Consider the following 13,623-nt stretch of genomic DNA (forward strand, 5'->3'; position numbering starts at 1 on the left):
GGCGTTCACCTCTGCTGTTGTACTATTGCCTCGCCGGCCACGCTCGGGCCGACGGGTGTGCGTTCTTCGTCTGACCCCGGAGGCAAACGCTTGCGCCCCCGGCTACCCGTCAGCACCTGGTAGAGTGACGGCGCCATGCGCAGAACGAGGCGGTTCGAAACGATGAGAACGAGAAAGACGAGAGAGATCGCGCCGACATAGAAATAGGGATAGGCGTCTTCGCTGCCGACCCGGTTCCAGACCATCCAGAGAAGAACCAGCAGCGGATAATGGCCGCAGAACATCCAGAAGCTGAGACTTCCGGTGCCTGCGAGCTTCTTGCCGACCGAACTTCGAATGAGGAAGGAAGACATCAGCCAGAACCCGATGGCGCCGACGATCGCGAGTGTGTTGCGGCCAAGCTCGAGCCAGAAGGGGAAATCCGGACCGGTATGATATTGCCCGATGGCGAGCAGCATGGCCGCGGCCAGAACCGCGATGGAGCCCACGAGCGCGTATCCGTCCAATGCTTTCGGATCGAATTGCCGGAGGGCAAGGAAGATGCCGAAGGTGAAGCTGAACAGGATCGACTTCTTCAGCACGATACCCATGGTCACATCCGGCAGGATCGCCAGCAGGAACAGCACGGACAGGGTGATGGCCGCATAGCGGCGCACCAGAAACGCCAATATGGGAGAAAGCAGAATGCAGACCACCAGGTCACGCAGGAAATAGAGCGGCAGGTTGATCGGGAAACCTTCCGCTGCCACGGCATGGCTCGCGAATTCGCGGGGCGAGGCGCTCCACAGGTCCGGGAAATAGCCATCTCCGATTCCCACGTGTTGCATCGCCAGGACGGTGGCCAGAAGCACGCCGTTCCAAAGGAGAAACGGAAGCAGGACGGTCTTCGCCTTCGAACGCAAGACCTTTCCATAGTCGAACGCCTGCCGCCCCCGCTGGAACAGGAGATAGCCGGAAATTACGCTGAGGCACGGCACGCCGATGCGGAACAGGCTATCGCCGATGAAAACCCGCAACCAGTCGAACAGGCCATTCGCCCCCAGGAAGGGGCTCGTTGCCGGATTGTGAGGCACGTGTACGAAGACAATGCCCGAGATCAGGACGATCCGCATCAAATTGATACGGGAGGAGATGTTCTGATCGACAGTCAAAACGAGTCACTCCTTTTGGGGCTGTGCCTCCCGTCACCGCCATTTCAATCAGAGCAGACTTGAGCCCGCAACGAAAAGGATCATATCCAGTTTGGTACAAAATGTGGCGGTGCAGCAAAAATTGTAGGGGCTTACGAAAACGGCCGTCATGATAGTGTCACCTAACGCATCGACCGATGATCTAAATCGCTCCTCCAGTCGCATGAGAACGCTTGGAACCTCGATTAAATTCGAAAGTGCTTATTTTGCATTCTACCGCACTGCAGCATCACCAAAAATAAATTTCCGGTGATGTGGAAAAGTTCCGTTTCGAGCCCGCGGGAAGACGCGCACGCGCGCCATCGCGACTCAAATGTGGCGAAATGTGGGCAATTGAGAGGCAAACTCAAGCCGAAGAGATCGCGCTCTCCGGGGCAATTCCACGCCGGCGAACCATCTGGAAAATTTTTCGCAGCAGCGCCCGTTCGGTGACCAACACCAGCACCCCATAGAGCACGGCGCCGACGATCCCGCCCGCCGCCACCTGCAGATAGGGATTGGTTAACTGTGATTCGAAGGCATGCAGGAAGAACCGAACGCCAAGCCCCATCGCAAGCGCGGTCACCATGGAACGGCTGGTGGTCATCAGCCCCTTGAAGAATGGGATGTCGTCGACCCTGAAGACCGCCCAGGAATAACCGAAGAGGGTGATGGCGTTGACGACGCAGAGCGCGACCATGGCGTCGACGAGATCGCCCCAATAGGCGGCCCCGGCGATCGCCACCGTGGTCGCGATCGCGCGGATGACGGCCGACCAGAACAGGACCTGCCCGTGCCCCGTGCCCTTGAGATAGGGGATGAAGGTGCTGCAGGGCGTGACGATCGCCTTCGAAACCGCCAGCAAGCCGAGTACCGGCCAGGCATAAGCCCATTGGGGACCGAAAAGCACCAGCATGGCCGGTTCCGCGATGGCCCACAGACCGAACATCGCCGGCGCCAGCAGCACCGTCGTCACCTGCGTGCTCAGCATCAGGGCATCCGAGCGGCGCTTGCGGTCATCGCCCATGAGGCTGAATGCCGGAAAAAGCACGCCCATGACGGCCGAAAGAACGACCTGGTTGGGAATACTGGCGAACCGGTTCGCGGCGGAAAAAGCGCCAGCATCGCTGAGGCCGAGAAGACGCGCGATAACGATCATCGGCGACTGGAAAGTAACGAAATTGGCGATTTCGGAGCCCATGATACCCGAAGTGAAGGACAGCAGGGGAACGATCTTGCGCGGCTTCATGACGAAGCGCGGCACATAGCCCGAGACGAAATAAAGGCCGACGAGCCGGATCAGCGCGGAGGAGAAGAGTTGCACCACGAGCGCCCATACTCCGAAGCCGAAATAGGCGAGCGCCACGGCGAGGAGCGCGGCGGCGCATTCGGAAACCGTGCTGAGAACCGCATCCTTGCTGAAATTCATCTGCCGCGCGAGCAGCGAATAGGCGACATCACCGGCAAGCTGGAGCGGAATGAGCAGTGCCATGATCCGCAAAAGATAGGCGCTTTCGGCCGCTCCCATCAGCACAGCAAGCTCGTCGGACCACCAGAAAAGCGCAAGCGCCATCAGGCAGGCCATGGCCAGATTCGCCCAGAAGACCGTATGGACGGTCTCGTCATCCCCTTCCCTGTCGACCACCAGGGCGGACGTCAAACCCGCGCCGCCGATCATGGCCAGAAACTGCACCACGGTGAGCGCAACCGCGACCGCGCCAAAGTCCTCCGGCGTCAGCAGCCGCGCCAGAATAGGCACCGTGACAAATTTCAGCCCGAATGTCGCGGTCTTTGATAGCACGCTCCAGCCGACGTTGGTCGTGATCGTTTTCACGCCTTGCGTTGGAGGCATATCTAGATTCCTATAGCTGGAGTTTACCGGAATACGGCACGAACTGCCGCTTACCCAAGCCCGACGAGGTCCTCGGCGGGCAATTCTTTGAAGAAAGCAGGGGCGAAAGAATGGCGACGTTCACGGTTGTTATCCCATTTTACCAGAAAGAATCCGGAATATTGCGCCGCGCGCTGAAATCGGTCTTCGAGCAAAGCTTTCAGGATTTTGATATCATCGTCGTGGACGACGAGTCACCCCTCCCCGCGGATATCGAGCTTCAACCTCTTGAAGAAGAGCAGAAATCCCGCATCAAGGTGGTCAAGCAGGCGAATGCCGGCCCGGGCGGCGCGCGCAACACGGGCCTTGATAACGTGCCGGCCTCCACCCGTTTCGTGGCCCTTCTCGATTCCGACGATCTATGGCTGCCGCATCACCTGCAGAACGCTTACGACACCATGACCCGCTTCGATGCAGAGTGCTACTGGGCCTCGATGCAGGCAAGCGACGATTTCTACTACCACTTCGGCATGGCGGAACTCGAGCGGCAGGAAGGCGGCACACGTCTCAGCGAAGCCCCGCTGGTGATCGAGATGCCGGACCTCGCAAGCGTGATGCTGAAGAACTGGAGCTTCCTGCATCTCTCCTGCATGGTGATCGGACGCAAACTCTTTGAGAACGTCCGCTTCGAGCCGTCGCTGCGCCTTGCGGCCGAGGACGTGCTGTTCTTCTGCGATTGCATCCTCAAGGCGAACCGCACCCTGCTGTGCGACGAAGACGGTGCGACCCGCGGCAGGGGCCTCAACATCTTCCACAGCATCGACAACCAATCGCCCCAGTTCCTGCGCCAGCAATTCAATACCTGGGTCGCGCTCGACACCCTGGAACAACGTTTTGCGGCACGTCCGAAAGACGTCGCGTCGATCGCCTCCTACAAGAACACCACGAGGCGGCAGGCCCTGTGGAGCCAGGCGGGCCTCGTCAAGCGCCGTAGGGTGCCCGATTTGAGCCTGCTCGCACGCTGGGCCGTTCGCGATCCCGGCCTCTTGCGGGCCGCCTTCGAACTCGGCGCCGGAAAGTTCAGCCGCGCCGGGCGCTGACCGCATGGCGACATCCAGTCATCCATTCTTAGAAACCCTCCCGAGGAGGCCATCATGAAGCCCTACTACTGGGAATCGCATCACGGAAACTTCGGCGACGACCTCAATCTCTGGCTATGGGATTTCCTCCTGCCGGGGTTCCGGGAGGTGCAGCCAGATATGCTGCTTGTCGGGGTCGGAACCGTTCTTACCCCTGATCTTCTGCCGGCCGGCACCCGCAAGCTGGTGATCGGCAGCGGCACCGGCTACGGTGCGCAGCCGGATGTGAGCGACACGACGGAATGGGACGTCCGCTGCGTGCGCGGCCCGCTGACCGCCAGCAAGCTCGGGCTTCCGCCGGAGCGCGCGATCACCGATCCAGCGGTCATGATTTCCGACATGCCGGAATTCCAGAACCTGCCGAAGCTTCACCAGAAAACCTTCGTTCCCCACTGGGAATCGGCCGAATTCGGCATGTGGGAGGCGGTTTGCGAGCCAGCCGGCCTCACCTATCTCGATCCGCGCGGCGAAGCGAAATCCGTCATCCGCCACATTGCGCAATCGGAACTCGTGATCGCCGAATCCATGCACGGCGCGATCCTTGCCGACGCCTTCCGGGTGCCCTGGATTGCGGTCAGCACCTCGCGCGCGATCAACAGCTTCAAGTGGACCGATTGGGCAAGCACCGTTGGCGCGACCTATAGGCCCCGCCATGTCCCGGTTTCGACCCGCGCGGAAGCGATCGCCAAGCGTTCGCGTTTCTGGGGCATGCGCTTCGATGCCCAGGGAGCCGCAGCAGCCCCGAATACCGGCCACCAGCAAAGCGATGAAGTGCTGACGCGGCCTGCGCCATCCGGGCCCGGCCTCAAAGGCATGGCGAAGCAGCTGCTCGCAGCCCCTTCCGTGCTGGCGCTCTGGCAGGCGAGCCGCGCTGAACCGCAACTGAGCTCCGACGAGGCGCTGGAACGCCAGAAAGGGCGTTTCCGCGACGTCCTGGAAGGTATCCGGCGCGATTACTTCTGAGTCGCCGGAACCCCCGGCAGCAGATAGCGGAGGTTCTGTGTGGGAGCGGGTCTGTCGAGGCCCGATCTTTTGCGCAGAGCCTCCAGCTTGTCGGAGAGAATACCCGTCGCGATTGCCGGAACCGCCATCGGCCGACGCAATGTCCAGGCAATCGCCGCCGCCTTGCCGGACTGCGCCTTCGTGTCGAGAAATGCCCGCAATTCATAGCGTTCCCGGATATGCCGCTCATGGCGGGCGATCGCCGCCCTTCCCTCAGGCGATAGCAGGCCCGGTACCGCCTGCAGCGCGCGATCGGCCTCGTAGAGCCGTCTGAGGTCTTCGGTGCGATGGCGGCCGCTGAGCGAGTCGTGGCGGACGATCGCGCCATAGCCGCAGTGTTCGATCACCGTATAGCGCGCGCCTTTCGCCAGCGCCTGGACATAGAATTCGTAGTCCTCTCCAAGCCGCAGATCCTCGTTATACCGAAGGCCGTGCGCCTCGAGAAACGAGCGGCGGATTATCGGCTTCAGAAAGCCGATCTCACCGCGCTTGAGCCCACGCTTGGAAATGTTTCCCTCAATGAACTCGACCAGCGAGATCCGGCGAGGCCGGGGTTCGAAGCGGGCCGGCTCCACGGCCCCCGAGGAACCGTGGATGAAGGCGATATTGTCCGCAATCAGATCCCAGCCCTGCTCCTGCAGCATCGGCCTGAAGCGGCCCGGAAAGAAGAAATCGTCGGCGTCCAGAATGGCGATCAGGGGCGAGCGCGAGACCGAGATCGCGTGATTGCGCGCCGCCGAAGGCCCCCTGTTTTGGCTGAATGAGACGACGTTGAGCCGCCCCGATCGGTCATCCGCGCGGCTTGCCGCAAGGGCCGTGTCATCCGATGATCCATCGTCGACCACCACCACTTCGGCAACCTCCGGCTCCCGCAGCGCGGAACGAATGGCATCCCCGATAGTGCCTGCCGCGTTCTTCGCGGCGATGATGACGCAGATTGCTTCGGTCGAGGTGGCGTTCATGTCACTTCCCTTCGCTTTTGTCTCGCAGACTATGAAGTGAGGAAAATGACGACTGTATGGAGGAGACCGGGGTTATGTCCACCGGCTGGGAGATTCGCGTGCTTTGCTTCAGTGATCGCTGATCTCGAGCTTGGCGGCGGCTTTCGCCGGAAGCTCGTCGTGCCGGCTCGCATCCCCCTTGCGCCTGATTGCTGCCGAATCCGGGGCATTTTCCTGCCGCGACATCTTTTCGCGACGTACAAGATAGAGGACGCCAATAAAATACCCGATCTGCAACAGAACCGCACAGATCACGGTCTGTATAAAAGTCGTCAGGATGGACCCATTGATAAAATACGAGGCGATCGCGAAAGCGAGGAGTGCCACAGTCATGCTTACAAAAACACGTGGTGCGTACATGAACTTTCCTCCCAAACCGATATCTTCTCAGTTTGTCGGTCCTCTTGGCTCCTCTCATCGAGAACCATATTGGGATGACTGCGATGTTTCAAGGTTTTCGACCCATCTCATGCCACGCATTTCGTGAAACTTTCGTAAGCTTTCATCGCTTTCTTGGCTACGCGAAGAACATCACGATAAGATCTTCGCCGCATTTTTGCCATCTTATCGCCCCACTTGGCCGCATTGTTGGGGCTATCGCGGGCTCAGCCGCGGAGTTCGTCCGGAACTCCGATCAACTTTTGTTACAAACTTCTGAGCCGGCAAACTGCCTCTTTGCACTGCAGCATTGTATTGCAGTGCAAAAAACTTAGGCCTTAGGTCCTAGCGGGAAGATTCTTTGGTCGGAATTCCCTGCAACAAGCAAGCGATAAACTTGGCTTACCCATACAAGAAATCGGGGAAACACCCTTCGATCTCTCAAGACCGACCATGTTTTTCAGGAGCTTTACGCACCCACTCAAGTAATCATTTAGACGTAGGCGAGTTTTAATCGACCCGATACGGGTACAAATGCGTCTCTCGGAACCCTCCCATACCTCCAAGAGCACCTGCCCCGAAAAAAGAACATTCGCATCAAATTCAGAACACAGACATATTATCCCATCGTTACGGCATGATGCCAGCGACGGCACCGACTATCGCAAAACCTAAATGGAGTTTTCTCTATGAAGTCCGCGACACGTTCGGCAGATTCTCCGTTTTCGACCGACGGCGAGGTTGAACTCTCCTTACCCATTGGTGGTATCGCAAAACGCAGTTTCGATGTGACCATGGCCGTTCTGGCCCTGGTCCTACTCAGCCCCATCTTCCTGATGATCATGGGGCTGGTGAAGTTCACCGATGGAGGCAAGGTCTTTTACGGCCACCGCCGGATCGGTCATAACGGCAGGTATTTCAAATGCCTGAAATTCCGCACCATGGTCGTCAACGGCGACGAGGTCCTGCGGAACCATCTCGCGACCAATCCGCAGGCCGCGGAAGAGTGGCATGCGACCCGGAAACTGAAGAACGATCCACGCGTCACGGCGGTTGGAACCGTTCTGCGCAAATTGAGCCTCGATGAGCTTCCCCAGCTCATCAACATCATCCGGGGCGAGATGAGCGTTGTCGGCCCGCGGCCCGTGGTGGATGAGGAACTCGGCCTCTACGACTCCTCCGCCGTCTATTATCTGCGCACCCGCCCGGGGCTCACCGGTCTGTGGCAGATCAGCGGCCGCAACGACGTTTCCTATGAACGCCGCATCGCTTTCGACACGCACTATGTCGAGAACTGGTCGCTGCGGCGAGACGTCTGGATCATCGCCATGACCATACCTGCCGTTTGCCTCTCCCGCGGCAGTTACTGAACATCGGCCAGGCCGAAGCAGAATGCACAATTCAGATCAGGCTCACGGCCCCTTAGCGCGGGGCCATACCCGCGCTGAACGAAGGAATTCTTTCATGATACGCCACTTCACTACCGCCCGCAGTTCCGGACGATTGCGCATTGCAGCGGGCTTCCTTCTGCTTGCCTTCGCCTGCCCGGCTGCGGCAGCGGAGGATACTTCCTACAAGCTCGGCGTCATGGATAAGATCCGCGTCCGGGTTGCCGAATGGCAGCCTGCCGACGGTAGCGTCCGCAACTGGGATGTGATCGGCGGCGAATACACAGTAGGCCCTCAGGGCGCCGTCTCGCTTCCCTTTGTCGGCGACCTGGATACCGCCGGTAAAACGACTTCCGAAGTGGCGGCTGAGATCGGGAAACGGCTGCAGAGCGAGTTCGCCCTGCGCAATCTCCCCTCAGCCTCGGTGGAAGTAGCGGAGTTCCGGCCGATCTTCGTGGCGGGCGACGTCCATACTCCGGGGGAATACCCCTTCAAGCCTAACCTTACCGTGCTGAAGGCAGTGAGCCTTGCCGGAGGGCTGCGCAGATCCGATGCGGGCCAGCGGTTCGCCCGTGATTTCATCAATGCTCGCGGCGATGCCGCCGTATACGATTCCGAACGCAGCCGTCTTCTGGCGCGCCGCGCCCGGTTGCTTGCGGAGGTTTCAGGCGCCGGCGAACTGAATGTTCCCAAGGAACTCGAGAGTGCAGGTAACGCCAAGGAACTCATCGAGAGCGAAGCGGCGCTGATGAAATCCCGCCGGGAGCGCTATGAGGCGCAGCTCAAGGCACTCGCAGACCTGCGCGCTCTTCTCGAGACCGAGGTCGAATCGCTCGGCCGGAAGGCCGCGACCCAGAAGCAGCGGCTGGAACTGGTCACGCAAGACCGCGACAGGGTCAGCCGGCTCACCGAGCAGGGCCTCGCCACGAGCGCCCGGCGGCTCTCCGTCGAGGAGGATGCCGCGGATGTCGAATCGACGCTTCTCGATATCGATACCGCCACCCTGCGCGCCAAGCAGGATATAACCAAGGCGAACCAGGACGAGATCAACCTGCGCAACGACTGGGTGGCCCAGCGCGCCAAGGAGCTTCAGGACACCGAAGCCGAACTCGACAAGCTCGGTCTACAGATCACCACCAGCCGCGAACTGATGTCGGAAGCTCTGGCGCAATCGGCCGAGGCCCTGAAATTCGACCCGAACGGCCAGGCCGCGACGATAAAATACGTCGTTGTGCGCGACGAAGGACAGGGACCGAAAGAGGTCTCCGTCGATGAGCACGTGCAGCTTCGGCCCGGCGACGTCGTGAAGGTCAGCTCCGAACTGCTGATGCAATGAGGGTGGCATGAAGATCGCCAAGTCGGTTCTCATCGAACCTCAGCGTAACGATCTCTACGGGATGGCGGCAATCGCGCTGTCCTTCTTCGTCTTCGCCTATTCGAGCAACTTCGGAGCGGTTTCCATTCTGGCCTATTATGCCTTGTGGTTCCCCCTCCTCCTGGTCGATTATCGTCGCGTGGCGGGCAATTCCTTCCGCTATCTCTGGATCTTCGGCTTCGCGCTCTTCTGCTTCCTTTCGGTGTTCTGGTCTCTTGCGCCTTCGGTTTCGATGCGCGCGGCCATCCAGTATATGACACATCTCATCTGCGCGCTCATCGCCATGCGGACGATGTCTGTCGAGACCCTTTGCCGCGGAGCGATCCTCGGCTGCGGGCTCGTGCTCGTCTATTCGCTTCTGTTCGGCGGTTATCACTACGACGCACTGGACGGCACATACAGCTTCGTGGGCGCCTTCGCCTCGAAAAACCAGCTCGGCTTCTATGCCTCGCTCGGCGTTTTCTTCTCCTTCGCAACGGTAGCGGTTTTCCGCGCACGCAATCTCTGGCTCGCAGGCTGCGGGGTGGTCGGACTTCTCTCCGCCTATTCGCTTTTCGCCTCCCAATCGGCGACTTCCGTCATCACGACGCTGGCCGTCGTCGCCCTCTGCGCCGGCCTCTATGCCATCATGATGCTCGCTCCCCGCAACCGGCGGCTATTCTTCGGCGCAGCACTCGTGCTTGCGGCGGGCGCGGGCGCTGCCGCGCTGCAATTCGGGGCTATGGATGCGATCCTTGCCATCTTCGGCAAGGACTCCACCCTCACGGGCAGGACCTACCTCTGGCAGCAGGGTATTGCCGCCGCTGGCGAGACGCCGTTCTTCGGGGTCGGCTATCAGGGCTACTGGGTTCCGGGCTTTGCCGAGGCGGAGAGACTGTGGCAGGAGTTCTATATCGGATCGCGCAGCGGCTTCCATTTCCACAATACCTATATCGAGGCCATGGTGGAAACAGGTCTGGGCGGAACCCTTATCCTGTCATTCATCCTGCTTTCGACGCTCACCGGCCATCTGAGACGTTTCCTGACCGTGGAACGGAGCCCGGAATCGCTCGTCCTCCTCGGTGTGGCGAGCCTGCTTCTCGTCCGTTCCTTCGTGGAGGTGGATATCATCCACCCCTATCACATCGGCTCCTTCCTGTTCTATTTCGCTGCGGGAAAGCTCACGGTTCCCGAGCGCCGCACCGTCCGGACCCATTTCGAGCCCTTCGTTTCCGGCCCCAGCAGCGCGCAGCCTGGCTGAAGGATTTAGCCGCATGCCGACGCTCTATTCTATCCAATATCTCAGGGCATTCGCGGCAATCGCGGTGGTTGTCTTTCATGCCGCCCACCGCATGGGCCTGCCATTTACGATCGGTGCTGCCGGCGTCGATATCTTTTTCGTCGTCAGCGGCTTCATCATGATGGCGATCAGCGACAATCGCGCCTCATCTCCAGCCAGCTTCCTCCGCAACCGCGTTCTGCGCATCGCACCCACCTATTGGATAGCGACTGTGGTGATGGTCCTCGGCGCGATCCTCGGCCTCTTTCCCAACCTGAAGCTCGACCCGGCACACATCGCCGGATCATTCCTGTTCATCCCGGTCGCCTCGCCCAATTCCGGAAACCTCTGGCCGGTGCTTGTTCAGGGATGGACGCTGAACTACGAAATCTTCTTCTACGCCGTCTTCGCGCTCGTCCTTTTCCTGAAACCGGCATTGCGATTGCCGGCGCTGGCGCTTCTGTTCGGTCTGCTCGTCGTCGGCGGCGCCCTGCTGCAGCCGGCAAACCCGCTCGCCGGTTTCTATACCGCGCCGGTGATCCTGGAGTTCGTGGCAGGCGCGGCGATCGCGAAAGCCTGGCAGTCGGGACGCCTCCCTTCGCCCGGGATCGGCCTGCTTCTCGTTTGCCTATCGATAGCGGGCTTTGCCGCGATACACCTGCTGCGGCTGGAATTCGATGCCTGGACCTGCGGGCCATTGGCGATCATGCTCGTCACCGGAGCGCTCGCGGTGGAGGTCGGCGCCAAGCTCCCAAAGTTCCCGGCGCTCACCTATCTCGGCGACAGCTCCTATTCCATCTATCTCTGGCACACATTCGCGATCTCGGTCGTGGCCGAGATCGGGGCCGCGCTCGCGCTTTCCATCCCGGCCATTGTACTTACCGCCGTCGTTATCGGCACGATGGCCGGCATTGCCGCCTATGAGTGTCTGGAGCGGCCGATCCAGCTTCTCCTTAAAGGGAAACGCTCCGCGCTGTGGCGCCTGCCCCTGCGCAACCAAGCCGGGCGGACGCCTGCGCAATAGTTCCGGCCGTCAGGCGAGGAAATCGGCCCGATGCGGCGTGAAGCTGTCGATCAGCCTGCCGGCCTCCAGCGCCACGACGCCGTGCACCACGTTCGAAGGCACGATGAAGCTATCGCCGGCCGAAAGCGTCGCCTTCTCCTCACCCACGGTTACCTCGAACTGTCCCTCGGCGATATAGCTTGCCTGCACATGGGGATGCGAGTGCAATGCACCCACGCCGCCCTTTTCGAAGGTGAATTCCACCATCATGAGTTCATCGGTGTGAAGGAGGACGCGGCGCTTGTTGCCGCTTCCGAGATCGGTCGTCTCGCCTTCATTCTGCCGGGAGAATAACTTAGTCGCCATATCGTTTCTCACATCAAAAAGGATTGGAGCCGGGAAACCCGGCCCTACAAAAATCACCGCAGGACATCCATCGGCACGACCTCGACATCGGTGTAATCGACATTGTCTCCCGCCATGGCCCAGATGAATGCGTAATTGGCGGTACCGCAGCCGGAATGGATCGACCACGGCGGAGAGACCACCGCCTCCTCATTGGCCATCACGACATGGCGCGTTTCGGTCGGTTCTCCCATGAAATGGAATACCCTCGCCGTGTCCGGCAGGTCGAAATAGAGATAGGCTTCCATCCGCCGGTCGTGCACATGGCAGGGCATGGTGTTCCATACCGAGCCGGTGGCAAGCTGCGTCATGCCGACCACCAGCTGGCAGGTCTTGGCGCCTTCCGGATGGATGAACTGGAAGATCGAACGCTCGTTCGATGTCGCCTGGCTGCCGAGGTCGAGGCGCTTGGCATCCCCGATGCGGATGAGCTTGGTCGGGTGTTTTTGATGCGCCGGCGCGCTGAGGAGGTAGAATTTCGCCGGACTTGACGCATCGTCCGAAGAAAAGCTCATGTTACTGCCCATGCCGGCATAGAGCATGTCGCGCGGTCCGAGCGAAAACTTCTCGCCATCCACCTCGATCGATCCGGCCCCCCCGATATTGACGGCGATCAGCTCACGCCGTTCCAGGAAGCTCTTCGTGCCGAGCGGCCGGATCGTTTCCAGAGCCAGCGGCTCCCCAGCAGGCGTCGCCCCGCCAACCACCATCCGGTCGTAATGCGTATAGGTGAGGTTGATCTTTCCGGCTTCGAAGAGCCCGCCGATATGGAAGTTTTCACGCAGCTCGGCGCTTCCCATCCGCGCGGCGGTAGCCGGATCGAACGCATTGCGGGTGGTGTGTCGGATGTGGCTCTCGGTCATGGAATCCTTCTTCCTTCCTGGTATTATGATCGGTCAGCACGCGCATTCGCGCGGCCAAATCGGTATTCGGTCTGCTGGTCGTTCAAGCGCTCCCGATAGCGCTGCTGGCTCGCGGTCAGATGATGCCGCATGGCATTCCTGGCAGCTTCCGGGTCTCCGGCTGAAATGGCCTGGAGGATGCGAAGATGCTCCTGCTGGAGCCCTTCCTGATATTGCCGGCTCAAGGTGCTGTCGGTTCCCCAGGGCGAGGTGATGTCGCAGGGGATGGCTCGTATGCCGAGCGCGTCGAGAACTTCGACATAGAAGGGATTGTTGGTGGCTTCCGCGATTGCCTTGTGGAACATGAAATCACTTCTTCCGGTCGTCTTGCCCTTTTCAAGCAGCCGGTCGAATTCGAAAAAGGCTTCCTGGATCGCCGCTTCCTGCGCGGCATTGCGGCGGATGGCGGCGAGGCCGGCACTTTCGATCTCGAGCCCCATGCGCACCTCCAGGACGTTTATCGCATGGGATATCTTGCCTATGTCCTGGCTGATCGAGCTGAACGCCATGGCCGGCCGCTCGCAGACGAACATGCCGGCTCCCTGCCGTGATTCCACGAGCCCGTCGGCCGCGAGGCTGGCGATCGCCTCGCGCACGACGGTCCGGCTCACGCCGAACAGCTCCGTCAACCGGCTCTCGGTCGGCAGCCTCTCCGCCGGACCGATTTCCCCCGACAGGATTTTCGAGCGGAGAGCGGCGACGATCCGCTCGGAGAGCTTGGGCTTCCGCTCGGCCCTTGATGTCGCGGTCAGGTCGCTTGCCATGTCCATCC

13 protein-coding genes are annotated in these 13,623 nt (G+C 60.5%); 6 read left to right on the forward strand and 7 right to left on the reverse strand.

Going from position 1 to position 13,623, the window contains the following annotated elements; translation table 11 throughout:
• Positions 1-5: 5 nt before the first annotated feature.
• On the reverse strand, positions 6-1,151 hold the full coding sequence (locus YH62_RS14820) for an acyltransferase (RefSeq protein WP_046794966.1): 1,146 nt from the start codon (positions 1,149-1,151) through the stop codon (positions 6-8).
• 385 nt (positions 1,152-1,536) lie between these two features.
• A complete protein-coding gene (locus YH62_RS14825) occupies positions 1,537-3,021 on the reverse strand; it encodes a lipopolysaccharide biosynthesis protein (protein ID WP_046794967.1) in 1,485 nt (494 codons plus the stop codon).
• 110 nt (positions 3,022-3,131) lie between these two features.
• Between YH62_RS14825 and YH62_RS14830 the strand changes: the two genes are divergently transcribed.
• Both YH62_RS14830 and YH62_RS14835 read left to right on the forward strand, forming a co-directional pair.
• Entirely contained in the window at positions 3,132-4,100 is a 969-nt protein-coding gene (locus tag YH62_RS14830) for a glycosyltransferase family 2 protein (RefSeq protein ID WP_046794968.1), read from the forward strand.
• A 54-nt stretch (positions 4,101-4,154) separates the two neighbouring features.
• Positions 4,155-5,102, forward strand: a complete 948-nt coding sequence (locus YH62_RS14835; RefSeq protein ID WP_046794969.1) for a polysaccharide pyruvyl transferase family protein — start codon at positions 4,155-4,157, stop codon at positions 5,100-5,102.
• On the opposite strand, the gene YH62_RS14840 is transcribed toward YH62_RS14835, so the two are convergent.
• The gene (locus YH62_RS14840) at positions 5,093-6,103 is read right to left on the reverse strand and encodes a glycosyltransferase family 2 protein (RefSeq protein WP_046794970.1); all 1,011 of its coding nucleotides are present in this window, start codon (positions 6,101-6,103) and stop codon (positions 5,093-5,095) included. The two genes, YH62_RS14835 and YH62_RS14840, sit on opposite strands and share 10 nt — an antisense overlap.
• Positions 6,104-6,211: 108 nt before the next feature.
• Positions 6,212-6,502 (reverse strand): exopolysaccharide production repressor protein, encoded by a 291-nt coding sequence (locus YH62_RS31010; protein ID WP_046794971.1) that lies wholly within the window; start codon positions 6,500-6,502, stop codon positions 6,212-6,214.
• A gap of 707 nt (positions 6,503-7,209) precedes the next feature.
• Here YH62_RS31010 and YH62_RS14850 point away from each other — a divergent pair.
• From YH62_RS14850 to YH62_RS14865, 4 genes are all read left to right on the forward strand, one after another.
• On the forward strand, positions 7,210-7,890 hold the full coding sequence (locus YH62_RS14850; RefSeq protein WP_046794972.1) for a sugar transferase: 681 nt from the start codon (positions 7,210-7,212) through the stop codon (positions 7,888-7,890).
• A 94-nt stretch (positions 7,891-7,984) separates the two neighbouring features.
• On the forward strand, positions 7,985-9,244 hold the full coding sequence (locus YH62_RS14855) for a polysaccharide biosynthesis/export family protein (protein WP_046794973.1): 1,260 nt from the start codon (positions 7,985-7,987) through the stop codon (positions 9,242-9,244).
• Positions 9,245-9,251: 7 nt separating this feature from the next.
• A complete protein-coding gene (locus YH62_RS14860; protein ID WP_046794974.1) occupies positions 9,252-10,523 on the forward strand; it encodes an O-antigen ligase in 1,272 nt (423 codons plus the stop codon).
• A 13-nt stretch (positions 10,524-10,536) separates the two neighbouring features.
• A complete protein-coding gene (locus YH62_RS14865) occupies positions 10,537-11,565 on the forward strand; it encodes an acyltransferase (protein ID WP_046794975.1) in 1,029 nt (342 codons plus the stop codon).
• A 9-nt stretch (positions 11,566-11,574) separates the two neighbouring features.
• Here the strand turns inward: YH62_RS14865 and YH62_RS14870 are convergent, their stop codons facing one another.
• Genes YH62_RS14870 through YH62_RS14880 form a run of 3 tightly spaced genes read right to left on the reverse strand, consistent with a single transcriptional unit; the run spans position 11,575 to position 13,615 of the window.
• Complete coding sequence (locus YH62_RS14870) at positions 11,575-11,910, reverse strand: cupin domain-containing protein (protein WP_046794976.1); 336 nt, start codon at positions 11,908-11,910, stop codon at positions 11,575-11,577.
• A gap of 53 nt (positions 11,911-11,963) precedes the next feature.
• Positions 11,964-12,812, reverse strand: coding sequence for a 5-dehydro-4-deoxy-D-glucuronate isomerase (gene kduI, locus YH62_RS14875; RefSeq protein ID WP_046794977.1), 849 nt, complete (start codon positions 12,810-12,812; stop codon positions 11,964-11,966).
• A 23-nt stretch (positions 12,813-12,835) separates the two neighbouring features.
• Positions 12,836-13,615 carry a FadR/GntR family transcriptional regulator gene (locus tag YH62_RS14880; protein WP_046795113.1) on the reverse strand — a complete coding sequence of 260 codons (780 nt, stop codon included), beginning with the start codon at positions 13,613-13,615 and terminating at the stop codon, positions 12,836-12,838.
• Positions 13,616-13,623: the final 8 nt, after the last annotated feature.

This window comes from Rhizobium sp. LC145, from assembly GCF_001005825.1.
Classification (GTDB): Bacteria; Pseudomonadota; Alphaproteobacteria; order Rhizobiales; family Rhizobiaceae; genus Neorhizobium.